Consider the following 25,489-nt stretch of genomic DNA (forward strand, 5'->3'; position numbering starts at 1 on the left):
AATAATACATCTAACTGATTAAAAAACAAAAGGCACCCTCTTTTACATTGTAACTTTTTCATAGCCAACTTTTATTTAAGTAACTTTTTACGCACTTTTAGTACAATTAAACAACAAACTAAACTCAAATGCGTAAAATTTTACTGTTAAGCTTATTTTCGGCTGCCGGTATGAGCGTTTTTGCTCAAAAAGCATCTAAAAAACCGCTCGACCATTCGGTTTACGATAGCTGGCAAAGCGTTGCCAACCAAATTGTATCCAACGATGGTAAGTGGATAGGTTATGTGGTACGTCCACAACAAGGTGATGCCAACATGGTAATCCTTACCGCAAAAAACACGGGCAAGCTGACCATCCCACGGGCGGATACTGCACGTTTCACCAGCGATTCTAAATATGCAGTATTTTTGATCAGACCGCCGTATGCAGTTACCCGCATGGCCCGCATTAAAAAGAAACGCCCGGACGAAATGCCTAAAGATACCTTGGCATTTATGCCGCTTGGCAGCACCGCAATGACCAAGGTTGCAGGTGTACGCTCGTTTAAATTAGCCGACAAGGCACCTGTTATGGCCTACCTGGCGCCTTCAGACACGGTTAAACGTGCCCCTGCTGGCGATACCTCACGTCGTGCGGTTGCCAACACCATTGCCCCGCCAACCCGCGAAGGTGCTGACCTTACTGTTAAGCAATTAGTTACCGGTAAGCAGCGCACCTTTAAATATGTAACCGATTATCAATTAAGTAAAGACGGTAAGTTCCTAGCCTATGCCGTTACCGCTCCACGCCGTTCAAAAGACGTGCAATCGGGTGTTTATTTTTATGATATAGAGAAGGATGCCGTTAAGTCAATCAGCAGTGGCCGTGGTACATATAAAAACCTGGTGTTTGATGAAACAGCCAAACAACTGGCGTTCACTGCCGAAAAAAACCCGGAAAAAGCACAAGTAAAGCCTTTCAAATTATATTACTATAACACTTCTAAAGATAGCGCTACTGCTATTGCAGGTCCGGGCATGGCGGGTATAACCCAAAAATGGTCGGTTAGCGGCGACGGACGTGTTTATTTTAGCAAAAGCGGGAGCAACCTTTTCTTTGGTACTGCGCCCATTCCAAAACCTGCTGATACCACTTTGGTTGATTTCGAAACAGCCAAACTCGACATCTGGAATTATAAAGATGAGTACCTGCAGCCTCAACAGCTTAAAACCTTGCAGCGCGATCTGCGTCGCAGTTACCTGGCAGTAATACACCCGGCAGAATCAGATTTAAAACTGATCCAACTGGCCGATAAATATATTGAGAACATCTCTCAGCCTATTGGTAACGATTCGCGCTACGTATTGGGTACTACCGATACCGGTACACGCGTACAAGCCCAATGGGAAGGAAGCGGCAGCCAGGAAGCTTACCTTATTGACACCAAAACCGGCGAACGTAAAAGAATTATTCCGCGCACTAAAGGCCGATTCCAGTTTTCAACCGGTGGTAACTATGTGATTTGGTTCGATTCGAAAGATCAAAACTATTATACTTATAGCCTTGCCACAGGCAGTAAAGTTAACCTCACCAAATCTTTAGGTGTTAAAATAGGCGAAGAAGACAACGATGTACCTGATGATGCAAACGCATACGGAGTTGCCGGTTGGACCACAGGCGACAAAAATGTGCTGGTTTATGATCGTTATGATATCTGGAGTATAGATCCTTCAACCGGTGCAGCTAAAAACATAACTAATGGTACCGGTCGTAAAAACCACCTTATCTTCCGTTACCCTATGCCGGGCGGCGGCGGTCGCTTTGCTGCTTTGATGGGTGGTGTTGATGAAGATGACCGTTATATTTCTACCAAGAAACCATTATGGTTGTTAACCCAAAATGAAGATAACAAGCAATGGGCTTACTATAAGCAATCAATCGGCTCAAGCAAGGCCCCCGAAAAAATTATAGGTGGACCATTCTCTTACGGTAGTTTAACCAAAGCTAAAAATGCTGATGTATATATTTATACTAAACAGAGCTTTGATAAATCGCCAGACCTATACGTATCTACCGATTTAAAAAAAGAAACAAGGCTGAGCGCTATTAACCCGCAACAAGCCGACTATAACTGGTTTACTGCCGAGTTAGTAGAATGGACTACGCCTAAAGGCTATAAATCAAAAGGTATCCTTTACAAGCCTGAAGATTTTGATCCAACCAAGAAGTATCCTATGCTGGTATACTTCTACGAGAAAATGTCGGAAACTATTTACGGGTACAAAACCCCGGCTCCTTCTCCATCGGCTTTGCCTATTGCTTACTTTGCAAGTAACGACTATTTGGTGTTCGTACCCGATATTAGTTACGAAGTTGGTCACCCTGGTCAATCGGCTGTCGAATTTATTAATTCCGGTGTTGAATCGTTAAAGAAAAACGCTTGGGTAGATGGCAAGCACATTGGTATACAAGGCCAAAGCTGGGGTGGTTACCAGGTAGCTTACTTAATTACCCAAACCGATATGTACGCTGCAGCATGGGCCGGTGCTCCGGTTGCCAACATGACCTCAGCTTACGGTGGTATACGTTGGGAAAGCGGTGTTAACCGTCAGTTCCAGTATGAAAAAACACAAAGCCGTATTGGTGCCACCCTATGGGATAAACCAAACTTGTATATAGAGAACTCTCCTATTTTCCAGTTTCCTAAAGTGCACACACCGGTAGCGGTAATGAGTAATGATGCCGATGGCGCCGTGCCATGGTACCAGGGTATTGAAATGTTTACCGCTTTACGCCGTTTAAACAAACCGGTTTGGTTGCTGCAATACAACGATGAAGCACACAACCTGGTTCAACGCCGCAATCGTAAAGACATCACCATCCGCGAAGCACAATTCTTTGACCACTTCCTGAAAGGCAAACCTATGCCGGTATGGATGGCCACAGGTGTTCCTGCTGTTGACAAAGGCAAAGACTGGGGTTTAGCCATAAGCGATGAAGCGAAATGAGTGATTGAGTGATTGAGTGATTGAGTGATTGAGTGATTGAGTGATTGAGTGATTGAGTGATTGAAACTCAAAAATGATAAAAGGTGTTTTGAATTTGATTCAAAACACCTTTTATCATTATATAACTCGTCATTGCGAGCGATAGTGAAGCATCTCTGCTTAGACTAATCAAGCCGTTCGCCTGTCGTTTATAGATTGCTTCGTACCTCACAGCAAAATAACGTCGTTGTATTAAACCCACTTAACAATTCACCATACAACCACCAACTTACTCCAAATAATAATGCCTAATCTGGTTCAGCCGTTCATCCAGTTCATAAACCCAGGGCGTGGCAGTGGGTATATCCAGTTGCGCTACCGCTTCATCACTTAAATTATCAATATATTGTACCAATGCCCGCAAACTGTTACCATGTGCGCATATAATTACTTTTTGATTTTGGCGCAATGCAGGCACAATGCTTTCATGCCAGAAAGGTAATGCGCGGGTCATGGTTTCGCTCAGGTTTTCCGTCAGCGGAAGTTCGCGGTAAGTTAAATCATTATAACGCAGGTAATGTCCGGGGAAACGCTCATCATCTTCAGTGATAGCAGGTGGATGCTCTTTTGGGTCGCGCCGCCATTTGTGCACTTGCTCTTCACCATACTTTTCAATGGTCTCCTGTTTATTCAATCCCTGCAGTGCACCATAAAACCGCTCATTCAAACGCCACGACTTTTGTACCGGTATCCACATCATATCCATTTCTTCCAATACGATATGCAGGGTTTTAATAGAACGTTTAAGCACCGAAGTAAAGCCTACATCAAAAGTGTAACCGTGCTTTTTCAACAACTGCCCGGCATGCCTGGCTTGTTCAACGCCACCTTCAGAAAGGTCTACATCCGTCCAGCCGGTAAAGCGGTTTTCTTTATTCCAAGTGCTTTCTCCATGTCTTAATAATACCAGTTGCTGTACCATGCAGCTATAACGGTTAAAGCTAATAGCGGTTTGTAATTTTTTTGCGGATTGCGCATGATTAGATTATATTGCAGGCACTAACCAATTATTAACCATTTTTTTATGATTCCAACTACACCTGCTCCTGTGGTGGTAAAGGATGGCATTGCCAACCCGGCACCGCTGGGCCTTTGCGCCTTTGGCATGACCACCGTTTTATTAAACATTCACAACGCCGGTTTTACCGAGCTAAGCTCTATGATACTGGCCATGGGTATTTTTTATGGAGGTACAGCGCAAGTAATTGCGGGTGTTATTGAGGCAAAAAAGAACAACACTTTTGGCCTTACAGCTTTTACCTCTTATGGCTTTTTTTGGCTGTCGCTGGTGGCGCTTATTGTTATGCCTAAATTAGGTTGGATGGAACCGGCCAGCAATGGCTCTATGGTAGCCTACCTGAGTATGTGGGGCTTATTTACCTTTTGTCTTTTCTTTGGCACACTGCGTTTGAACAGGGCACTGCAATTTGTATTTGGTTCGTTAACTATATTGTTTGCACTGCTGGTTTGGGGCGATGCCTCTGGCGAAGCAGGTATTAAACACCTGGCTGGCTATGAAGGCATTATTTGCGGTGCATCGGCTATTTATACCGGTATTGCTGGCGTTTTAAACGAAGTTTATGGAAAAACGGTATTGCCAATTGGCACAATAGAGCCTAAGTAAGTACATAATTACTATGTTTGCAGCGTGAAAGATTACAAAAAGTACTATACTATTGGCGCTACTCCCGAAGAGATCTATGCGGCCATTACCAACCCGCTAACTTTAGAATTGTGGACGGGTGAGCCTGCCGTTATGTCAACCACACAGGGCACTGAATTTGACTTATGGGGAGGTAGTATTACCGGGAAGAACATTGAATTTGAAGAAAATAAAAAAGTAGTGCAGCAATGGTACTTTGACGGGCAAGAAGAACCATCAATAGTTACTATTAAGCTTCACGATAATAAAGGCAGCACCTCTGTAGAGTTGCGCCACAGTAACATTCCTGACGAAGCTTACACAGATATTGTGGATGGCTGGAACGATGTGTACTTTGGCAGCATAGCCGAATTTTTTGAAGGATTTTAAGAAAATTTTTTTATCGATAATAAAAAAACCCCGGTCGAATATCTCGACCGGGGTTTTTTATTTTAATAGGCTGATCTACTAGTATAAAGTAAATTCAACACGACGATTTTGCTGACGACCTGCTGCGGTAGCATTGGTAGCGATAGGTTGAGATTCGCCATAACCAGTTGCTTCGATACGTGATGCATTTGCACCTCTTTCAACTAAGTATGCTTTAATTGATTCTGCTCTGTCTTTAGACAATTTCAGATTCAAAGCATCAGAACCAGTATTATCTGTGTGACCTGCAAGTTTCAGGCTAAAGTTTTTGTTCACCAATAACTCAGCAACACGGTTTAAGCTGGCGAAAGATTTTTCGCGGATGGTAGCTTTACCTAAATCAAATTCCAGGTTAGCAATGGCATCTTTAACTACGCGTTTGTCTTCTTCGGTTACATAAACCTTAGTTACTGGAGCCGCTAACGGACAACCAGAACCATCAACCTTAGTACCGGCCGGAGTGTTAGGACATTTATCGTTGATATCAAATACACCGTCACCATCGCTGTCAGCTGTTAAGCGGGCAAGGTTTGAATTGGTAGTATTTAAATCGTTACGTAAACGATCGTTCTCAGCTTTTTGCTGATCTAATTGATTTTGCAGCATACGCTCGGCAGTCATATACTCAATACGCATTGAGTTTACAGGGTTGTGCGTAGCTAATTGTGGTTTGCTGCGTTTTCCTAAAGCAAACTCTAAACCTGCGTGAGCATAAGAAAATTTATCGTTGTTGCTGCCTAAGTTAAGTCCGTCAAGGTTGTCGCTTTGTACAAAGTTAACCTGGTAACCTAAATCTAAGTTAACGCCAGGTGCAAGGTTCACTTTTAAACCTGCTCCCAATGGAATGTAAAACTGTTGGAAATCATCTGTACGTGCATTAGGTGTTGATGAACCTGAGTTTGCATACAATGAGGTGCTGTAGTTCATGCTACCACCACCCACGGTAAGGTAAGGCTGCATAAAGCTTTTGTGGTTCTTCCAGTTGATGTTGGCTAAGGTAATGTTAGCGCTGATATCTACTGCATATTTGATTTTAGTTTCAAAGCGCTCATAAGGAGTTACATTTGAAAATGCAGGTGTGGTACCCTCTACATGTCCTCTAAAGAAGTTAGCTTGTAAGCCAAATGAATGTAAGATTTGTTTTTTAATGTAACCACCGTAACCTAAACGTTCGTTTGGTGTTTTGTAATCTTCATGTCCTCTAAAGATAGTGTAAGGCGACATCATACCAGCGTGTAAACCTACAGACCAAGTGCGGAAGTTTTCACCACCAGAAAATGGCTTTACATAATTGGTAGTGTTAATCGTAGTATCAGCAGGAGTTTGTGCAAAAAGTTTGCTACCTATTACCACTCCAGAGAGTAACAAGCCAGCTTTTTTTAAATTTAATTTCATGTTCTTCAAATATGATGTAAAACGTAGGGACGCTATTGTCCTAATTACTTACGCATCCACATAGGCAACATTAGTGCCAGTAATATTTTTGTTACAAATAGTAGTTTTAATTTTTTTAATCAGAACTTAACTTTTTGATAGGATTTGAATTGATAAGTAGTTCATAATCTACGTATAGGCTCAACGTTATCTACAACCAGCTTTAACGTTAAGTAAATAAAAAAAGCCGTCATGTAACATGCCGGCTCATTTAAATAATGTTCGTTTAAACAGACAATTGCACTAAGCCATAACCGAAATCATGGTCAGCGCAGGATTTATAAGTTTGGGATCGCCCTGAGTTTGTATCTCCTCTCCTGCCTCTTCAGCAGTCATAGCTTTAGTAAATAATTTCCAGGCCACACCTGTGGGCATAGTTACCATAGCCGATGGCTCGGCCATGGCCATATTTTTTACAAAACGCCATCCAGAAAATGTTTTTTCAATATACCACACGCCGCCGCCGTCACCGGTAATTTCTACCTTAACCAAAGCGCCGACAACCGTATCTAAATCTCGGTAAGCATGAGGAAGGGCACGTAAGAAAGTATCTATGCAGGGATGAAAGAACTCGGTGGTCATAAGTACATGCTGCACCCCGATAGCTTCACGTATTTGCTGCTGATGATGCCATTTCTCGGTATACTCACGCGCAACATGAAACCAGTTTTGCGACTCGGTTTCGCCTGCCCAGGCTACCGGAAACAAAGCCGGCTCAAACATATTAAGCTGATGCAGGTAGGCATTAAACTCGCGCCCCGTAGTCTCGAGCATCTCGATCAGAATTTTGGAACTGATGCGTTTGTATGCCAACACCCATATCGTATTCAAATCGTTTAAATACATTACCATTTCGCGGTAACTATTAACGTTTAACGGCGGATCGCCCTTGTAATCATCGCGCGCAATTGATAGCATACGCAAATTGCCATCAAGTAAATGAGCGGCAATATCTTTTACTGTCCATTGTTTGGACAGTGTTGGCATATCCCAGTCATCGGGCGACAGGGATTTCAAAAGCTCGATCAACAACTGATCGAGCTTTTGAAATAAATGTAATGTAGGTATTGGAGCAACCTGGTTCATAACAAGACTAACTACCCTACACTTTTTTCAAGCGCCTGACTGATATCGGCAATAATATCATCCACTTTTTCCAAACCTGTCGAAATACGGATCAATCCGGGCGTTATACCCACGGCGGCCCGTTGTTCATCTGTCAGTTTGGAGTGTGTGGTACTTGCCGGGTGCGACGCTATGCTGCGCGAATCGCCCAGGTTAGCCGTTACCGACAGCATTTCTAAGTTATCTAAGAACTTCCGGCCGGCTTCTAAACCGCCTTTGATTTCAAAACATAATACACCACCACCCTGCGTCATTTGCTTCTTAGCAATCTCATATTGCGGGTGTGTAGGTAAGAAAGGGTATTTAACCCAACTTACGTTAGGATGGCTTTGCAAAGTTTCGGCTACCTTTAATGCATTTTCGCAATGGCGCTGCATGCGTACGTCTAATGTTTCTAAACTTTTACTTAGCACCCAGGCATTAAAAGGTGATAATGCAGGGCCGGTATTTCGGCAAAACAAATAGATCTCTTTAATCAAATCGGCACGGCCAACAATAACGCCGCCCATTACCCTGCCCTGTCCGTCTATCCACTTCGTAGCCGAATGCACTACTAAATCGGCACCATAATCCGTTGGGCGCTGCAACAAAGGTGTGGCAAAGCAATTATCAACATTTAAAATGAGCTTATGCTTTTTAGAGAATTGCCCGGCCCACTCCAAATCAATAATCTCTAATTGCGGATTGGTAGGTGTTTCCAGGTATACCATTTTGGTATTGGGCTGTACGGCTGCTTCCCAGGCTTCTTTATCATTAGCCGGTACCAGCGTACAAGTAATGCCATATTTAGGCAAATATTTTGTAACTACCGTAAAGGTGCTACCAAATACCGAACTACAGCACAAAAGGTGATCGCCCTGGCTAAGCAACGCAAACATCGACGAAAAGATAGCGCTCATACCTGTTGATGTAGCAAAACCTGCCTCTGCATTTTCCAGGGCGCACATTTTGGCTATAAACTCATCAACATTAGGGTTACTGAAACGGCTGTAGATATTAGCCTCGGTTTCATCTGCAAAAGCAGCACGCATGGCTTCGGCTTCGTCGAAGGTGAAGCTGCTGGTTAAGTACAATGGCGTAGAATGCTCTTGCTGAAGCGTTTTGGGCGAACGTATGCGGATAGCCTTACTAAGCGGATCTAAATTATCTGTAGACATGGAAATGTATATTATAATGATGAATCGGCCGGGTGAATGATCACCTGCCAGTTGATAGCGGCACCAGCCTTTTCAAGCGTGGCAGCTACCGAACAATATTTATTGATAGACAACTCGGCAGCACGCTTGGCTTTGTCCTCATCAATGTTTCCTTTTAAATGAAACTCAATAGTAATGTTTTGCCAAAGTGAGGGCTCCACACCTGCTTCGCGGTCGCCGCTTATCTTCATGCGGTAATCTAATACCTCCTGACGTTGTTTCTTCAGGATGCTGATCACATCAATAGCCGAGCAACCACCTAAGCCCATCAGCAGCATTTGCATGGGGCGTACACCGTAGTTTTGTCCGCCGCTTTCGGGGCTGCTGTCCATTTTAACGGTATGGCCGTATTCGTCATTGGCTTCGAAGCCGTAATCGCCGCTTACGCGTATTAATTCAATATTGGGCATATGCTTTAGGATTATTAAAAAGCTAAATTATTATTTTGAGTTGAAACTTTTGTTTACGCAGTATAAAAATGATAGTTTTAGCAGCATTATCTTAACTCTTGTTGAATAATCGGGTCTTTGCATTATTGTCAACCATAACTATACTGCTTAAAGCTAAATACATACCACACGCATGGCGCTCAATTATATCTGGATAGGCTTATTCGTTATTGCATTTTTTATTACCCTGGGTAAGCTGATCTTTTTGGGCGACGTCGACGCCTTTCAAACGCTGGTAAGCGGCTTGTTTGATTCTACGCAGACTTCTGTAATGACCATTGCACTACCCCTGGTTGGCACCATGGCGTTCTGGTTAGGCATTATGAATATTGGTGAAAAGGCCGGCGCTATCAATTTCCTCTCTCGCATTGTAGGCCCGTTCTTTAACCGCTTATTTCCGGAGGTGCCTAAAAACCACCCGGCTACCGGCCAAATGATGATGAACTTTTCGGCAAACCTGCTGGGACTCGATAACGCCGCTACTCCGCTGGGACTAAAAGCCATGGGGAGCTTGCAGGAACTTAATCCTAACAAAGAAACGGCCTCCAACGCGCAAATCATGTTCCTGGTGCTGCATACCTCGGGGCTAACGTTATTACCCATAAGTATTATTGCACAGCGTGCCATTTTACATGCTAAAGATCCTACCGATATTTTTATCCCCTGCATTATTGCTACTTATGTAGCTACCATGGTAGGTATGCTGGCTGTGGCTATAAAGCAACGTATTAATTTGTTCGACGGCGTGATAATTGCCTGGCTGGGAGGCTTAACGGCTTTTATTGGTTTACTGGTTTGGTACTTTTCGGTGTACCTGTCTAAAGAAGAAATAAGCACCGTATCTAAAGTAGCCAGCAACCTTTTGCTGTTTTCTATACCTATTACCTTCATTTTAGGAGGATTATACAAAAAGCTGAATGTTTTCGATCTTTTTGTGGAGGGTGCCAAAGGCGGTTTTGAAACGTCAGTGCGTATCATACCCTATCTGGTGGCTATGCTGGCAGCGATCAGCGTGTTCCGCAGTTCGGGTGCGCTTAACTACATTGTAGATGCGTTTAAATGGGGATTTACCTTCCTCCACGTTGACACCCGCTTTACCGATGCCTTACCGGTAGCCTTCATGAAACCACTGAGCGGTTCGGGTGCTAAAGCCATGATGCTGGACACCATGACCACCTTTAAGCCCGACAGCTTTGTGGGCCGACTGGCTTGTATTTTCAATGGCTCGGCTGATACTACTTTCTACATCGTAGCCTTGTACTTCGGTTCGGTTGGCATCAAAAAATCACGCTATGCCATACCCATGGGATTGCTGGCCGATTTAGCCGGGGTTATTGCCGCTATATTTGTAGCTTACTTATTCTTTGGATAGTAAATAACACCTATTAACCCTCTTATTATTAGTAAGTTTACGCATATTTTTAAAGAAAAACACTTTCATCATAAATAGCCTAACTTAAGTTTTAAATTAATTATTTAATTAGAACATTTAGAGTTGCTCATCGTAAAAGGGCATATAGGTGTTATTGCACATACTTTTTTATACGATATCAGTCTAAATGGTTAAAACTTTTACCCGATTATTTGTCAGAGGCTTATTATTTTGGTGTTGTTTGCTGGGTGGTATCCAGGCTTTCGCTCAAACTGTTACCATACGCAACGTTGATCCGGGGCCTTACGGGCTGGGTTCGAGCATCTCGGCCGAAATTACTGTTGATGAATCGGGTGGCCGCATGGGCCTGACAAACAGGTATGATCTATATCTATCAGATGCGAACGGAAATTTCGCATCGCAAACATTGATTGGTTCCTTCTCAGGCTTTTATACTGGATTTGTAAATGGAGTGTTACCTAATACTTTGGCAGCAGGCACGGGTTACCGCGTACGTGTTCAATCAACGGCACCTGCTATTGTAAGTGCACCATCTAATCCATTTACGGTTACCACCGATCCTGGCGTTAAGGCAGTTGCAGCATCGCCAACCACTTCATCAGCATCTAATGAGGTATTTGGTTCTTGTGCCGGCGAAAACGGTAACCGTTATAGCCTAAGCAGTACCTTAAGCAGCAACCATACGGTTACTGCTACCTTGTATAACGACATGACCCGCCAAAGCGTAGGCGGTACTATTAATGTAGCTCCGTTGGGGCAAACACCCGCCTTGCCCGCAGCAAGCTATACGGTATTGGTTAAAGCGGTAAACAGTAATGGTACTGTTGGAACCAAGTCGTATTTGCTTCTTAACAATAAAGTTTTAATCAATTTCGGATCAGAAAATTCGGGTGCCAGGTGTTTACAAAACGGACAGGCAGAGGTTAATTTTAATGTTGACATTACCACTGCACGTAGTATAGAAGCCAACTACCCTGGTACTGTATACACCGCTACATGGGGCGATGGAACCAGCCAGAATTATACGTTTGCCCAAATTAAGGCAGCGGGTGGTATATTAGTGCATACCTTCTTAAAATCATCGTGTGGTGCAAAAAATGCGCAAGGTAATATCACCAATCAATTTTTGGTGAGATTTAGTTTGGTTAACCCTTATTGCCCTCCATCATCCCCAGACAATGCCGTATCTTTCTCTACAAACCAGGCGGTACTACTTCCCCCAAGAAACGGTATTACCGGCCCTACCAAAATATGTTTAAATACCGAAGCTATATTCATCAACTCCTCCGATCCCGGTCAATCGGCTACTCCGGGTAATAACGCAGGTTGTAAATTTAACGATGCAACTTATTCCTGGTATGTAGATGGTGAATTAAAAGCCATTGGAAAAAAGCTTACTGATAGGTTTCCATGGACCTTTACTACCCGCGGCCCTCATACAGTTAGTATAGAAATGGAGAACAGCCAGAGTGAGTGTATTGCTCCCAGATTTAACTTGGACGTATGTGTACAAGAAGCACCTAAACCTGAATTTACCCTTCCTGCTACGGCTTGTATAGGTTCTGGTACGATAACCCCGGCCGATCAATCTGTGCTTGATAATATCTGCAGCGATAACTACACTTATAAATGGACAGTTACACCAGCCACTGGTTTTACTTATGCTAATAGCACCAATGCCGCCAGCAAAGCACCTCAATTTTTATTTAACACACCCGGCAATTATTCGGTTTACTTAGAAATCAGCAATACATCGTGCGGAAGCTTTAAAAGCACCACCAAACAGATAGTAGTAACCGGCACACCGATGGCCACGTTATCGGCCGACTTTTCGTTGTGTGGCAGAGGTCAAACCTTGACTTTCGACGCAACCACTGGAAGCCTGACACGCACCATATTAACTGGTACGGTAACCCCGCAAGCCAACACCTACCAGTGGACGATTAACGGTCAGGGAGGCATTGCAGCAGCCATTTTCGCTAACGGCACAACGGCTAACAGCCAGTACCCGCAAATTACCTTTCCTGCATTTGGCACTTATGAGGTAACCGTTACACACACCAACAACTGTGGCACCGTAACCTCAAATACGCAACGAATTACATTTAAAGAAGCTCCGACGGTATTGGCCGGGCCCGATCAAGTTATTTGTCCCGGTACCACAGCTCAGCTCGATGGGCAAGTAGTAGGCAACTACAACACACTTACCTGGAGTACCAGCGGCACGGGTACCTTTAGTGATCGCAACGCACAAAAACCTGTTTACACGCCAAGCGCGGCCGACAGAACTGCAGGTAACGTAGTGCTCACCCTATCGATCACCACTTCCCTACCCGGCGATTGTGCTACCATAGCCGACCAGGTACAGATCACCATTAATCCAACAAACACATTAACCAGCACATCTGCAAAAACTATATGTACAGGCACTTCGGTTAATTATTCGCCTGCTTCTACAGTAGCAGGAAGCACATTCAGCTGGTTAGTAACGGTGAACTCATCAACGGTTAGCGGCTTTAGCCAATCAGGTACAGGCGATATCCTGGATGTGCTGACCAATTCATCGCCTACCATCAATGGCACCGTTACCTACCGAATTACGCCAAGGGCTAATGATTGCGATGGCACCCCGTTCAACTTTACGGTTACTGTAGCACCAAAGCCACAAATAACGCTAACTGGCCCTGCTGGTAATACCATCTGCAGCGGCTTAGCTAGCGGCATACAATTAAGCTCTACTGTTGCGGGTACACGATACACCTGGACGGTTGATGTTACCGGCGGGGTAACCGGTGCTACTGAACAAACCACACCTATTGCCGCAACAGGTATAAACCAGATACTTACCAACAATACCAATACAGCTGCTACGGTTACTTATACAGTAACGCCCGTAAACGCCAGTTCGGCCGATGCCTGTGAAGGCGCACCGCAAACCATTACTATTACGGTACAACCAGCCGTTCCGGCAGCTAACGCGGGTACCGATGCCGTGCTGTGCAGCCAATCAAGTTTCCAGCTGCAAGGTAATGACCCCGGCACAAATTTCAACGGCACCTGGACAGTTACTTCGGGTCAAACCGGTGTTACTTTCGCTAACGCAAATCAATTTACCACCACTGTAAACGGGTTACAGCCCGGCCAAGTATACACCTTCAGGTGGACCATTACCGGAGCAGCGCAATGTACTGCCCAGTTTGACGAGGTGAAGGTGACCAATAACCCGCCTATTGCAAATAACGTAACTACGTTACCTAATCCTACCACCTGTGCGGGTCAAAACGTAACAATAAACGGCAGCACGCCAACCGGTGGCAGTGGTGCCTATACTTATGTTTGGGAAAGCAGTTTAAACGGTACTACATGGACTACCCTTTCTAACCAAACAGAAAAAGACCTTAACATTGTGATTGCCGAAAGCACTTACTTCAGGCGTTCGGTAAATTCGGGTGCATGTACCGATGATAAGAGCAACGCGGTAAGGGCCATTGTGCAACCGGCTATCTCAAGTAATACGATTGATGCCGGGCCTTTTAGTGTTTGCGTTAACAAATCGGCCGGGCAAATAACAGGAAGTAATCCGGCCGGTGCCGATGGCAATTTTATCTACCAGTGGCAGAGCAGCAGCGATGGTGGTAACACCTGGAGCAATATTAACGGTGCTACACAAATGAACTATACTACGCCGGTGTTAATTGCCGATATTCAATATCGCCGTGTGGTAAGTTCAGCATTATGTAATGGCGTACAAAGCAGTACCAGTAACGTTGTTGTAGTTAAAGTTAATCCTAATGCCAAAGCCGAATATACCTGGACGGCAGATGCAGGCTGCATTCCCTTTGTAATAACGCCACAAAATGTAAAGGCAGTGCCGTATCCAGATCGTAATAGTAGTTACACCTGGTATGCAAATAACCAGATTATAGGTACGGGCATAACATTCCCAGGTTACACCATTTCGGTTGATGGTGAGTCGGTAGAGATCAAGCTGATGGCAACTAGTCAATTCGGCTGCGAGTCGAAAGTATTTCCTCATATTTTCACCACCACAAAACAGGTTAAAGCTGCATTTACACCCAATGCAACGCAGTATTGCGGCACATCAACTATTCCCTTCGCCAATACATCAACTCCACTAAGTAGCGGTACTTATACCTGGAACTTTGGTAACGGCCAGTTCTCTAACGAAGTGCAACCACCTGCTGTAACTTTTGCTGCTGATGATGCCGACGGTACTGATAAAGTTTATAAAGTATCACTGATTGCCCAAACTACCTGTAGTATTGATAGCATGGTGATGAACATTACCGTTAAGCCCACCAAACCTGTACCACGTTTTGCACCACGCTCTACCTCAGGCTGTGCGCCATTTACATTGGTCATAGATAATATAACTCCAGGTAATAATGACCGCTACCTGTATCATTTGGTAGATGCAGCCGGTAATGATGTGGTTGTGCGTACCGTTACCAGCAAAACGCAGCAAAGCATCATAATAACCGATGAAGGTAATTACAGTGTTTACCTTGAAGCTATTAACACCGGTTGCAACACAAGCGGCAAAAGCACGGTACGGAGCATTCAAGTAACCGCACGTACGGTAAGTGCAGGCATAGCCACTTCAAACCCTCCGGGTGACAGAGTTGGATGTGCTCCCTTCTCGGTAACCGTATTAAACCAAAGCCAGGGTGCAAGCTCATATTTATATGAGTGGGGCGATGGTACTTCGCTGCCAACCAATAGCAACAGTCCTTTACCGCATGTATATGCAAACCCAGGAGTCTACAAAGTAAAATTACATGCCATTAATACTTGCGGCGAAGCCATAGACTCATTAACCATTACGGTAAAACCTAAACCGGCACCTGTATTTGCTCCCGATAATTCGACCGGATGTAATATGCTTACCGTGAACTTTACCAATACCACGCCTATTGATCCGGGTTCGCAAGCAAGCGATTATTTATACAGCTGGAACTTTGGCGATGCCAGCTCAACATCGGCTAACCCCAACACATCAGATCAGCGTACGCCGCCCGCGCATACCTTTAGTTATTTGGGTTCACCGTATACAGTGAGTTTAACGGTGACCAGCAGGGCTACGGGCTGTTCTGAAACTACCACGCGTACTATTACGGTAAATTCACCTGCTATCGCTAATTTTAGGGTGAAGCCCGATAGTGTGATCACTTTTCCTAACTACTCTTTCTCGTTCGAAGATCAAAGTACCAACGGGCCGCGCAGCTGGCGTTGGACCTTTGGTGATGGCAGCGGATCGACCCAGCAAAACCCTACTCATACCTATGCCGACACAGGTTTATATAAAGTCACATTAATGGCCACAAATCAGTTTTGCGGTTCAACTAAAGTACGCTATGTACGTATAACCGGAACACCCGGACAATTGTACCTGCCTAACGCCTTTACCCCTGCCAGCACCAACCTCGAACTGCGGACTTTCATGGCCAAAGGTTCGGGTTTGCGCGAGTGGCACATGCGGATATTTAACAACTACGGTCAGCTGGTTTGGGAAACCACTAAGCTTGACTCACGAGGTGAACCTTTAGACGGCTGGGATGGCACTTTCAAAGGGACACCGGTGCCGCAGGGTGTATACATATGGCAGGTAGAAGCCAGCTTTATCAATGGTAACGAGTGGAAAGGGATGTCGTACAACGGCTCGGCGCCTAAGCGTACCGGAGTAATACACGTCATAAGATAATATAAATGAATAAGATTAGATACTATGTACTAAGTGCGGTGATGATGGTGTTGGCGATGAATGTTGTAGCACAAGACCACCAGTATTCCCAATTTTTCAATTCGCCGGTCTACCTTAACCCGGCACTGAATGGCCAATTTGAAGGCGATGTGCGGGTGAATATGATCTACCGCAATCAATGGTCGTCGCTACCAGGCGCACTCACTTACATGACGGCCTCTGTTGATTATAACATCCCTAAGTTTGGTGGCGGTGTGGGTTTAATGTTTACCCGTGCTAACGAGGGTACCGCCTACTACTTGCGCAACAACCTGGCCGGTATATATTCTTACAGTGTAGGATCCGATGACTTTGTATTGTCATTTGGTTTGCAGGCCGGTATTGGTAACCGTACTATTGACCGCAGTAAACTCGTTTTCGGCGACCAGATAGACCCACGCTTAGGCTACATCCCCGGCACCACTTCGGCTGCCGATTTAGGTGACCTCAATAATAAATTCTATTTTGATGCCGGTGCCGGCGTAAACTTAGTTGTGGGTAACTTTATGGGGGGTGGTGCCTTGCAACACATTAACCGCCCCGACCAATCGTTTACCGGGGCAACGGCCAAACTGCCCATGCGCGCTACAGGCCATTTAAGCTACCGCTGGGATTTAAACCCTTATGATAATTACACCGAGGATGAGAAATCGTATGTTATACCATCGGTAGTTATGTACAAACAAGGGGCATCTACATCGGTTAGTGCAGGTATGCAATACAAGCGCCGTGCAGTAAATGCGGGATTATGGTACCGCAGCGGTGGTCAAAGCGGTCCGAGTGCTTTCGTGGTATCTTTCATTTTCGACCTGTTTATTAACCGCGACGGTGGCGAGAAGTTGAGGTTCGGTTTAAGCCACGATGCACCATCATCCAAACTTAATTACAGTAACACCAGCGGTACTACAGAGGGCAGTTTAGGATATGAAACCACCTTACCATCGCGCAATAGTTCGCCTAAGTTTCAGGGTGCACGCCGTTGTTATGACTTTTATTAAGGGTTGCACTGTCATTGATACTGCTTCTTACTTTGCATCTTGCTGAAACTAATTGCAAAGTATCCCGTTAAATCCATACTTTATAAGATGGATACTGAAACTACTTCAATAGCACAGGCCAATGCCCGCATTGCCCGGGCAAAATATCAAACCATTGCTGGCAGCGGCCAGCACTCAATTATTATAGATGAACCGTCTGAAATTGGCGGCGGCGATACCGGCATGAACCCTTTCGGTCTGCTACTAAGTAGTCTGGGCAGTTGCACCGTCATCACCCTGCGTATGTACATAGACCGTAAAATGTGGGTGGTAGATGAGATTAGTGTTGAACTGGAAGCCTTTGCCGTAGATGGCGGCCACCTTATTCAAAGCAAATTAGATTTTAAAGGCGATTTAACTACCGAACAAATTAGCCGCCTGTTAACCATAGCCAACTCCTGCCCTATACATAAAGTGTTAGCAGGTAACATCACCATGGAAACTGCCATTGCCTGATTAAAGACATCTCTTAAAATAAGAAAGGTGCGCAGAACTAAATCCCCGCACCTTTCTATTTATTAATTTTCAAAGCCTTAACGCTTCAGTAGCATTTTGTAATGCCTGATGCCGGCTTCCTCAAATTCAGGGCCTGTTTTCTCGAAATTGAACTTTTCATATAAGCTTACAGCCTGTATCTGGGCGTGCAGATATACATAGTTTGCATCGGCAGGCAAATCGGCTAAAACAGCTTGTACAAGTGCCTGCCCCACTCCTTTTCCTCTGAAATCTTTTTGCACGGCAAAGCGCTCCAACTTGTAGCCCTTATCGGTTTTACGCCAGCGCGATGCCCCGGCAGGTAAGCCGTCAACGGTAGCTAAAAAATGGGTCGACTCGTCTTCAAACTCCCATTCCAGTTCGGGCGGACAGTTTTGTTCGCCTACAAAAACCTCGCGGCGTATGGCAAATACCTTATCCAGGTCAGTTTGCTCCGTTACTTTCTGCACGTTTATTTTTTGATTCATTAATTTTGTCTGTATTGGTTTTTGTCCGTTGTGATTTATGCTGATGGTTGAAGTTTGCGGCATCAATAGTATGGGTGCAGCCTAAATTATCCTCACTCTTAGCTAACTGCGATAATTTAACATAGTATTTATGAATTTGCTCCAGTTCATGTTCGCTTAGATCTTCAATGTTAACCATGCGGTTGCTGGCACCTTCCATGGCAGCAACAAGTTCATTCAATTTCAGATGTACCGCTTTTGAGTCTTTATTTTGCGCCTTTTGAATTAAGAATACCATTAAAAACGTAATAATGGTGGTACTGGTGTTAATTACCAATTGCCAGGTTTCAGAATACTTAAACACCGGGCCGCACATAGCCCAAAGTACCACTACGCCTGCAGCCAATAAAAATGCACCTGAGCTTCCGGTGGCGGCGGTTGCCCAATTCGCAAATCTTTCCATTAATCCTGTTTGTTTCTTCGACATGATCAGCTTTGGTAATTAAACATCAAAAAAAGCGTTAGTGCCTTTTAGGTACTAACGCTTGTAACAAATAATTTATATAACTATTATAACTTACTGTTCACATCCAAACAGTTCAAATCGGCAAATGCCTGGGTTAAACGCTTAACAAAGGTTTCTTCGCCTTTACGTAACCAAACACGCGGATCATAGTATTTTTTGTTCGGAGAATCTTCGCCCTCAGGGCTTCCGATCTGCGCTTGCAGGTAACCTTCTTTAGATTTATAGAAATCTTTAATACCTTCCCAAAATGCCCATTGCATATCGGTATCAATATTCATTTTAATGGCACCGTAAGAAATAGCCTCACGAATTTCTTCCTGACTTGAACCCGAACCACCATGGAATACGAAATTTATCGGTTTCTCTTCGGTAATATTGTGTTTTTGCTTTAAATGCTCTTGTGAGTTGTGTAAAATAACCGGTTGTAATTTTACGTTGCCCGGTTTATAAACACCATGCACGTTACCAAAAGCCGCAGCTACGGTAAAACGCGGACTAACTGCCGACAGATGCTCGTAAGCATAAGCAACTTCTTCGGGCTGGGTGTATAAGCGTGAGCTGTCAACATCGCTGTTATCAACGCCGTCTTCTTCGCCACCGGTAACACCTAACTCAATTTCAATGGTCATGCCCATTTTGGCCATACGCTCTAAGTACTTAGCCGATATTTCGATATTTTCTTCGATAGGCTCTTCAGAAAGATCGAGCATGTGCGAAGAGAATAAAGGCTTGCCAGTTTCAGCAAAAAATTTCTCACCATGATCTAACAGGCCGTCGATCCAAGGTAACAGTTTTTTGGCAGCATGGTCGGTATGTAAAATAACCGCAACACCGTAGTGCTCGGCTAACAAATGCACGTGCTTGGCAGCCGATACACCACCCAAAATGCAGGCTTGCAATTGCGAATTATCTAATGATCTACCGGCGTAAAATTGCGCACCACCGTTAGACAGTTGGATAATAACGGGCGAATTAACCGCCTTGGCTGTTTCCATTACCGCATTAATTGAGTTGGTGCCAATTACGTTCACTGCAGGTAAAGCAAACTGGTGCTTCTTAGCAGCTTCGAACATTTCCTGCACCTGATCGCCGTGCAAAACGCCTTTATAACTTTTTAAATCCATATGCGAGATTAGTTTATTGTACGAATGTATAAATTTTATGTATTTGAAGACAATGTATTCTATATATTTTACCAAGAAGTGTGTAATTTTTACACTAACTGGTATGCTTCGAATACAAAAGGGCCAACAATTAAGTAAGAATATTTTCGTTTATTTGCAGTCTGATTTTGATCAATGAAAGATATAGCAATGGCGTGGTTTAAGAGAGAATCTAAAGGAATTACTACTTCTACCGAAGATAAAAAAGAGGCCCCGGATGGCGTCTGGAATAAGTGCCCTAATTGTAAAAGACCGCTACACTACACCGAGCAAGTTGAAAACCAGTACGTTTGCCATTACTGCGGCTTTCATTTGCGTATAGGTTCAAAAGAATACTTTTCGGTATTGTTTGACAACAATGAATTTACCGAACTATTTGCCAACCTGCGTTCTGGCGATCCGCTTGAATTTGAAGATACCAAAAAATATAAAGACCGTTTAAAAGACACCATTGCCAAAACTGGCCTTAATGATGCCATACGCGCAGCACATGGTTTAGTAGACGGCCAGCCTTTGATGGTAGCCTGTATGGATTTTAGCTTTATCGGCGGATCGATGGGATCGGTAGTGGGCGAAAAAATTGCCCGTTCTATTGATTATAGCATCGCTAACAAAGTACCGTTCCTCATGATCTCCAAATCGGGTGGTGCCCGTATGATGGAGGCTGCGTTTTCATTAATGCAAATGGCCAAAACATCGGCTAAACTGGCTCTGCTGGCACAGGCAAAAGTACCTTATATATCCTTACTAACCGATCCTACCACGGGTGGTGTTACGGCATCTTACGCCATGCTGGGCGATATTAATATTGCCGAACCAGGTGCACTTATAGGCTTTGCTGGTCCGCGGGTTATTAAAGAAACTATTAAGAAAGACTTACCTAAAGGCTTTCAAACTGCCGAATTTTTACAAGAGCACGGCTTCCTTGACTTTATTGTTGACCGTCGCGAGATGAAAGAGAAATTAGCCTCGTTTTTAAAGATGATGGTTCATTAAAATAAAATCAACTGTCGCCATTGCGAGGTACGAAGCAATCACTGCGTGATAGGTATACAAGCAACTTTTCTACGCAGAGATTGCTTCGTACCTCGCAATGACGATTTTTTAGCAAAGCAGGAAAGCCCCATAACCGGGGCTTTCCTGCTTTAACACCGTAGCCGGTTCGCTCTAAAACATCACCAACCGCCAATCCAAAAAAATCCTACCTTTGCCTGCTCATAATCCTTCGTCAATGACACTTTTTGAACAGATACAACAAAAGCCATTTTTCATATTAGGGCCCTGCGTTATGGAAAGCCAGGAACTGCTTTACCAAGTTGCCGAGCAGGTAGCTCGTGTCGGGCAGCAGTATAATATACCGGTGGTTTTTAAATCATCGTTCGATAAGGCTAACCGTACATCGGTAAGTTCATATCGTGGCCCCGGTTTGGAAAAAGGCCTGGAAATGCTGCAAAAAGTAAAAGAGCGTTTTGACCTGCCGTTAACTACCGATATACACGAGAGCTACCAGGCCGCCATAGTCGGCGAGGTAGTTGATATATTACAGATCCCTGCATTCTTGTGCCGCCAAACTGATCTGTTGGTTGCTGCTGCACAAACGAGTAAAATTGTAAATGTAAAAAAAGCACAGTTCCTTTCCGGTCAGGATATGTTTTACCCAGCCCAAAAGGTAATTGAAGCCGGCAACAACCAAGTCATACTAACCGAACGTGGCAACATGTATGGCTACAATAACCTGGCGGTAGATTTTCGCAATATTTATGATATGAAGCAATTTGGCCACCCCGTTTGTATGGATTGCACCCACTCGGTACAACGCCCGGGCGGTGCAGGCGGCAAAACCGGTGGCGACCGCACCTTCGTACCCATGATGGCTTTAGCCGCCAAAGCATTTGGCGCCGATGGTTACTTCATGGAAATTCACCCCGACCCCGACAACGCCCTAAGCGACGGCCCTAACATGGTGAAATTACAGGATCTGGATAAAGTAATTCAATCGCTATTGTAGTGAGTATGCTGTTGTCGGTTGTCTGTTATCAGTTGCCTGAGGCCGGTAGACAGTATACTTAGCCTAATCGAACAGGAGTCAGAAAACAGACTTCGGACAACTGACAACCGAAACTAACAACACACAACCCGAAACAGACAACAATACCATGCAAGACATTGCCAGAAGAGTATTTCAGGATGAGATAGCATCGTTGCAGGAGGCTGCGGCTTTAATTGATGTGCAGTTTACCCAGGCGGTTGATGCTATATTGCAATGCAAGGGCAAACTTATCATTACAGGTGCCGGTAAATCGGGGCTTATTGGAAAAAAAATATCGGCTACGCTGGCCAGTACCGGTACCTCCAGCTTTTACATGCATCCTACCGAAGCTTTTCATGGCGACCTGGGTATGATAGGGCATGATGATCTTATTATCCTGGTTTCCTACTCGGGCGAAACTGATGAGGTGATCAAGCTTCTACCCTTTTTAAAATGGAATAAGAACCCTACAGTAAGCATAACCGGCAACCCGGCATCAACTATAGCCACCAACACCGATCATCACTTAAACGTGCATATTACGCACGAGGCTTGTCCGCTCAAGCTGGCTCCTACTTCATCAAGCACCGCTACGCTGGTGATGGGCGATGCTTTGGCTGTGGCCCTGATGGAGGCACGTAAGTTTCAGCCCGAAGATTTTGCGCGCTTTCACCCCGGCGGTAGCCTGGGCCGCAAATTGCTGGTTAAAGTAAAAGATGTGATGCGTACCGATGTGCTCCCGTTCATCGGGCCCGACGTTTCTTTTACCGAACTATTACTGCGAATGTCTGAAGGCCGCTTGGGGATGGTGATTGTAGGCAATCCAGGCTACGTGGAGGGTGTAATAACCGACGGCGATTTGCGACGTGCCCTAATGCGCAACCCCGATACCTCTACCCAAACAGTAAGCACCATTATGAGCCACAACCCTGTTATTATACCCGGTGAGGTGCTAATTCATGAAGCCGATGAATTAATGATGGATAAAAAAATAACCACGATACTGGTGGGCTCTCCCACAATGCGTACAGTGAGCGGCATTTACCAGATCTATACCCGTTAGGCTTAATCGAGCTAACAAAACCTGCCTGTAACTGTTATTATCGTATTAAAATTACGGTATGGATAAGCATCTGGAAGATAACGAGAAGAAAGAGATATACAACGATTTTAAAGAGCTGGTGAATATGCCTGCATCAGCCATTGAAAAATGGTTGAAGACCGATGAGTCAAAAAAAGTTGGCTGGGACAGCGGCGATGGCGAATCTGTAGGTCACAAATCCGGCGAAAAGATCATCAGTATACTGCGCAAAAAGAAAGATGAGTTACAGGAAGCCGACTACAAGCATATGCAAAAAGTAGTAGCTTACATTAAAAGGCATTCTGCACAAAAACCATCAGGCAATGTAGCAGATACCAACTGGAATTATTCCCTCAAAAACTGGGGACATGATTATACCAAAAAATAATATCCTTTAACACTAAAGTATCACATACCTGATCACCGCTACACAGCAGATTACCAGAAAGATCATACCTTGCATTTTTTGCTCAATTGTTAAATTAGTCAGATTCATATTTGTTGAGGTTTGATAACAAATATAGGCCTGCGTTAAAATTTCGCAATAGTTGGATGCATTTTTAGGAAAAATTTAGGGAATTAATCGTGTTGCTAATGTTTCGTTAGAAAACATTAAGTTTTGTTATGTATATAACATTAATTTTTTGTTCAATTAACATCTTCCATCACCAATTTGCGACTTACTGATAGTTTAAATACCCCAAAAATACCGTTAAAACACTCTTTATATCTAAAATTGGTTCTCTACATTTAATTAAAATTCAAATTACATTAAGAATTCTATCCCTATGATCATACAATCAGTCAATCCGTTTAATGGTGAAGTTATAGCAACTCACGAAGCTCATACCCACGAACTGGTAGCACACAAAATACAACAAACGCATACTGCCTGGCTAACCTGGCGTAATAGTAATGCGGAGGATAGGTCGGGTTTACTTCATAAACTTGCCGCCATTTTGCAGGAGCGAAAACAAGAACTGGCCAAGCTAATGGCATTGGAGATGGGCAAGCCAGTTAAGCAAGGTGCCAGCGAAATTGAAAAGTGTGCGGCAGTGTGCACCTACTACGCAGAAAATGCTGCCCGGTTTTTAACAGAACAGTTAGTTGAAACCGATGCTACCAAAAGCTACATTACTTTTGAACCCATTGGCGTTGTACTGGCCGTTATGCCCTGGAACTTCCCTTTTTGGCAAGTGTTCCGCTTTATAGCACCGGCACTGGCTGCCGGAAATTGCGGTGTTTTAAAGCATGCCTCCAACGTGCCGGGTTGCGCCCTGGCCATTGAGGAAATGGTAGTACAGGCCGGTTTCCCTCCTCATGTTTTTCAAACGCTGCTGGCCGGCAGCAATATGGTAGATGCCATGATAGAAAACCCCTTAATTAAAGCGGTGACTTTAACAGGCAGTACACAGGCGGGAATAAAAGTAGCGCAAAAGGCAGGCTCGGTACTAAAGAAGACGGTGCTGGAGTTAGGTGGCAGCGATGCATACCTTATTTTAGAAGATGCCGACCTGGAACATGCGGCTACCACTTGTACCGATAGTCGTTTAATTAACAGCGGGCAAAGCTGCATAGCCGCTAAACGTTTCATCGTAGTTGCAGAAGTTGCCGAAAAGTTCACCCAGTTAATGCTGGATAAAATGAAAACCAAACGCATGGGCGATCCGTTAAGTGCCGATACAGAAGTTGGTCCGCAAGCCCGGCAAGATTTGCGTGATGAATTGCATAAACAAGTACAGGCCTCTATTGCTGCCGGAGCAAAATGCATTTTAGGCGGCACTATTCCCAACGGCGAACGAAACGCCTTGTACCCGCCAACTTTACTCATTAATGTAACTAAAGGCATGCCCGCTTTTGACGAAGAATTGTTTGGGCCGGTAGCCGCAATAATAACCGTAAAAGATGAAGAGGAAGCCATAAGCGCCGCCAACGATAGCATTTTTGGATTAGGTGCGGCAGTATTTACAAAAGATATGCAACGTGGCGAACGCATAGCCGCTACGCGGTTAGAAGCCGGTTCGTGCTTTGTTAACTCACTCGTAAAATCAGATCCACGGTTACCGTTCGGCGGTATTAAACAATCAGGTTATGGCCGCGAATTGGGAATGTTTGGTATACATGAGTTTGTAAACATCAAAACGGTTTTTGTTAAATAAGCAGGCAGCTTTGTATACAATCTTTTATTAAAGGTTTGGCACTTTCATCTTTTGCTTCTTTATATGAGTAAGCAATTATTTTAAGAACTAAACTGCAA

At 44.3% G+C, this 25,489-nt stretch carries 20 protein-coding genes; 12 read left to right on the plus strand and 8 right to left on the minus strand.

All coding sequences use genetic code 11. The features are described 5' to 3' along the window. The first annotated feature begins 128 nt into the window (after nt 1-128). Nucleotides 129-2,987, plus strand: coding sequence for a S9 family peptidase (locus IEV61_RS13685; protein WP_188417572.1), 2,859 nt, complete (start codon nt 129-131; stop codon nt 2,985-2,987). Between the two features lie 268 nt (nt 2,988-3,255). Here IEV61_RS13685 and gpmA read toward each other — a convergent pair whose 3' ends face one another. Further along, entirely contained in the window at nt 3,256-3,948 is a 693-nt protein-coding gene (gpmA, locus tag IEV61_RS13690; RefSeq protein ID WP_188417574.1) for a 2,3-diphosphoglycerate-dependent phosphoglycerate mutase, read from the minus strand. Between the two features lie 102 nt (nt 3,949-4,050). Between gpmA and IEV61_RS13695 the strand changes: the two genes are divergently transcribed. Continuing rightward, nucleotides 4,051-4,650, plus strand: a complete 600-nt coding sequence (locus IEV61_RS13695; RefSeq protein ID WP_188417576.1) for an acetate uptake transporter — start codon at nt 4,051-4,053, stop codon at nt 4,648-4,650. 24 nt (nt 4,651-4,674) lie between these two features. Next, nucleotides 4,675-5,058, plus strand: a complete 384-nt coding sequence (locus tag IEV61_RS13700) for an SRPBCC domain-containing protein (protein ID WP_188417578.1) — start codon at nt 4,675-4,677, stop codon at nt 5,056-5,058. A gap of 78 nt (nt 5,059-5,136) precedes the next feature. Here IEV61_RS13700 and IEV61_RS13705 read toward each other — a convergent pair whose 3' ends face one another. From IEV61_RS13705 to IEV61_RS13720, 4 genes are all read right to left on the minus strand, one after another. Then, nucleotides 5,137-6,492, minus strand: coding sequence for an OmpA family protein (locus tag IEV61_RS13705; protein ID WP_188417580.1), 1,356 nt, complete (start codon nt 6,490-6,492; stop codon nt 5,137-5,139). Nucleotides 6,493-6,774: 282 nt separating this feature from the next. Further along, the gene (locus IEV61_RS13710) at nt 6,775-7,617 is read right to left on the minus strand and encodes a maleylpyruvate isomerase family mycothiol-dependent enzyme (RefSeq protein WP_188417582.1); all 843 of its coding nucleotides are present in this window, start codon (nt 7,615-7,617) and stop codon (nt 6,775-6,777) included. Between the two features lie 11 nt (nt 7,618-7,628). Continuing rightward, a complete protein-coding gene (locus IEV61_RS13715) occupies nt 7,629-8,813 on the minus strand; it encodes a trans-sulfuration enzyme family protein (protein WP_188417585.1) in 1,185 nt (394 codons plus the stop codon). 11 nt (nt 8,814-8,824) lie between these two features. Further along, nucleotides 8,825-9,262, minus strand: a complete 438-nt coding sequence (locus IEV61_RS13720) for an OsmC family protein (RefSeq protein WP_188417587.1) — start codon at nt 9,260-9,262, stop codon at nt 8,825-8,827. A 172-nt stretch (nt 9,263-9,434) separates the two neighbouring features. On the opposite strand from IEV61_RS13720, the gene IEV61_RS13725 reads away from it, so the two are divergent. The 4 genes from IEV61_RS13725 (at nt 9,435) to IEV61_RS13740 (ending at nt 17,948) form a co-directional block, all read left to right on the plus strand. Further along, complete coding sequence (locus IEV61_RS13725) at nt 9,435-10,673, plus strand: spore maturation protein (protein WP_188417589.1); 1,239 nt, start codon at nt 9,435-9,437, stop codon at nt 10,671-10,673. A gap of 187 nt (nt 10,674-10,860) precedes the next feature. Next, nucleotides 10,861-16,416, plus strand: a complete 5,556-nt coding sequence (locus tag IEV61_RS13730) for a PKD domain-containing protein (protein WP_188417591.1) — start codon at nt 10,861-10,863, stop codon at nt 16,414-16,416. A gap of 5 nt (nt 16,417-16,421) precedes the next feature. After that, the gene (locus IEV61_RS13735) at nt 16,422-17,453 is read left to right on the plus strand and encodes a PorP/SprF family type IX secretion system membrane protein (protein WP_229747140.1); all 1,032 of its coding nucleotides are present in this window, start codon (nt 16,422-16,424) and stop codon (nt 17,451-17,453) included. 87 nt (nt 17,454-17,540) lie between these two features. Further along, the gene (locus tag IEV61_RS13740) at nt 17,541-17,948 is read left to right on the plus strand and encodes an OsmC family protein (RefSeq protein ID WP_188417593.1); all 408 of its coding nucleotides are present in this window, start codon (nt 17,541-17,543) and stop codon (nt 17,946-17,948) included. A 77-nt stretch (nt 17,949-18,025) separates the two neighbouring features. Here the strand turns inward: IEV61_RS13740 and IEV61_RS13745 are convergent, their stop codons facing one another. From IEV61_RS13745 to fbaA, 3 genes are all read right to left on the minus strand, one after another. Further along, a complete protein-coding gene (locus IEV61_RS13745; RefSeq protein WP_188417594.1) occupies nt 18,026-18,454 on the minus strand; it encodes a GNAT family N-acetyltransferase in 429 nt (142 codons plus the stop codon). After that, nucleotides 18,411-18,920, minus strand: coding sequence for a low affinity iron permease family protein (locus IEV61_RS13750; RefSeq protein WP_188417596.1), 510 nt, complete (start codon nt 18,918-18,920; stop codon nt 18,411-18,413). The genes IEV61_RS13745 and IEV61_RS13750 overlap by 44 nt, the downstream gene beginning before the upstream one ends. 83 nt (nt 18,921-19,003) lie before the next feature. After that, nucleotides 19,004-20,083 (minus strand): class II fructose-bisphosphate aldolase, encoded by a 1,080-nt coding sequence (fbaA, locus tag IEV61_RS13755; RefSeq protein WP_188417598.1) that lies wholly within the window; start codon nt 20,081-20,083, stop codon nt 19,004-19,006. Between the two features lie 189 nt (nt 20,084-20,272). Between fbaA and accD the strand changes: the two genes are divergently transcribed. From accD to IEV61_RS13780, 5 genes are all read left to right on the plus strand, one after another. Continuing rightward, nucleotides 20,273-21,118 (plus strand): acetyl-CoA carboxylase, carboxyltransferase subunit beta, encoded by an 846-nt coding sequence (gene accD, locus IEV61_RS13760; protein WP_188417686.1) that lies wholly within the window; start codon nt 20,273-20,275, stop codon nt 21,116-21,118. A gap of 235 nt (nt 21,119-21,353) precedes the next feature. Then, nucleotides 21,354-22,130: a 3-deoxy-8-phosphooctulonate synthase gene (gene kdsA / locus IEV61_RS13765; RefSeq protein WP_188417600.1), complete on the plus strand. Its 777-nt coding sequence runs from the start codon at nt 21,354-21,356 to the stop codon at nt 22,128-22,130. Between the two features lie 148 nt (nt 22,131-22,278). Next, nucleotides 22,279-23,214 (plus strand): KpsF/GutQ family sugar-phosphate isomerase, encoded by a 936-nt coding sequence (locus tag IEV61_RS13770; RefSeq protein ID WP_188417602.1) that lies wholly within the window; start codon nt 22,279-22,281, stop codon nt 23,212-23,214. Nucleotides 23,215-23,272: 58 nt separating this feature from the next. Then, the gene (locus IEV61_RS13775; protein ID WP_188417604.1) at nt 23,273-23,620 is read left to right on the plus strand and encodes a DUF3140 domain-containing protein; all 348 of its coding nucleotides are present in this window, start codon (nt 23,273-23,275) and stop codon (nt 23,618-23,620) included. Nucleotides 23,621-24,020: 400 nt separating this feature from the next. Further along, nucleotides 24,021-25,391 carry an NAD-dependent succinate-semialdehyde dehydrogenase gene (locus tag IEV61_RS13780; protein WP_188417606.1) on the plus strand — a complete coding sequence of 457 codons (1,371 nt, stop codon included), beginning with the start codon at nt 24,021-24,023 and terminating at the stop codon, nt 25,389-25,391. The last annotated feature ends 98 nt before the right edge of the window (nt 25,392-25,489 follow it).

Source organism: Mucilaginibacter galii, from assembly GCF_014635825.1.
GTDB lineage: Bacteria > Bacteroidota > Bacteroidia > Sphingobacteriales > Sphingobacteriaceae > Mucilaginibacter > Mucilaginibacter galii.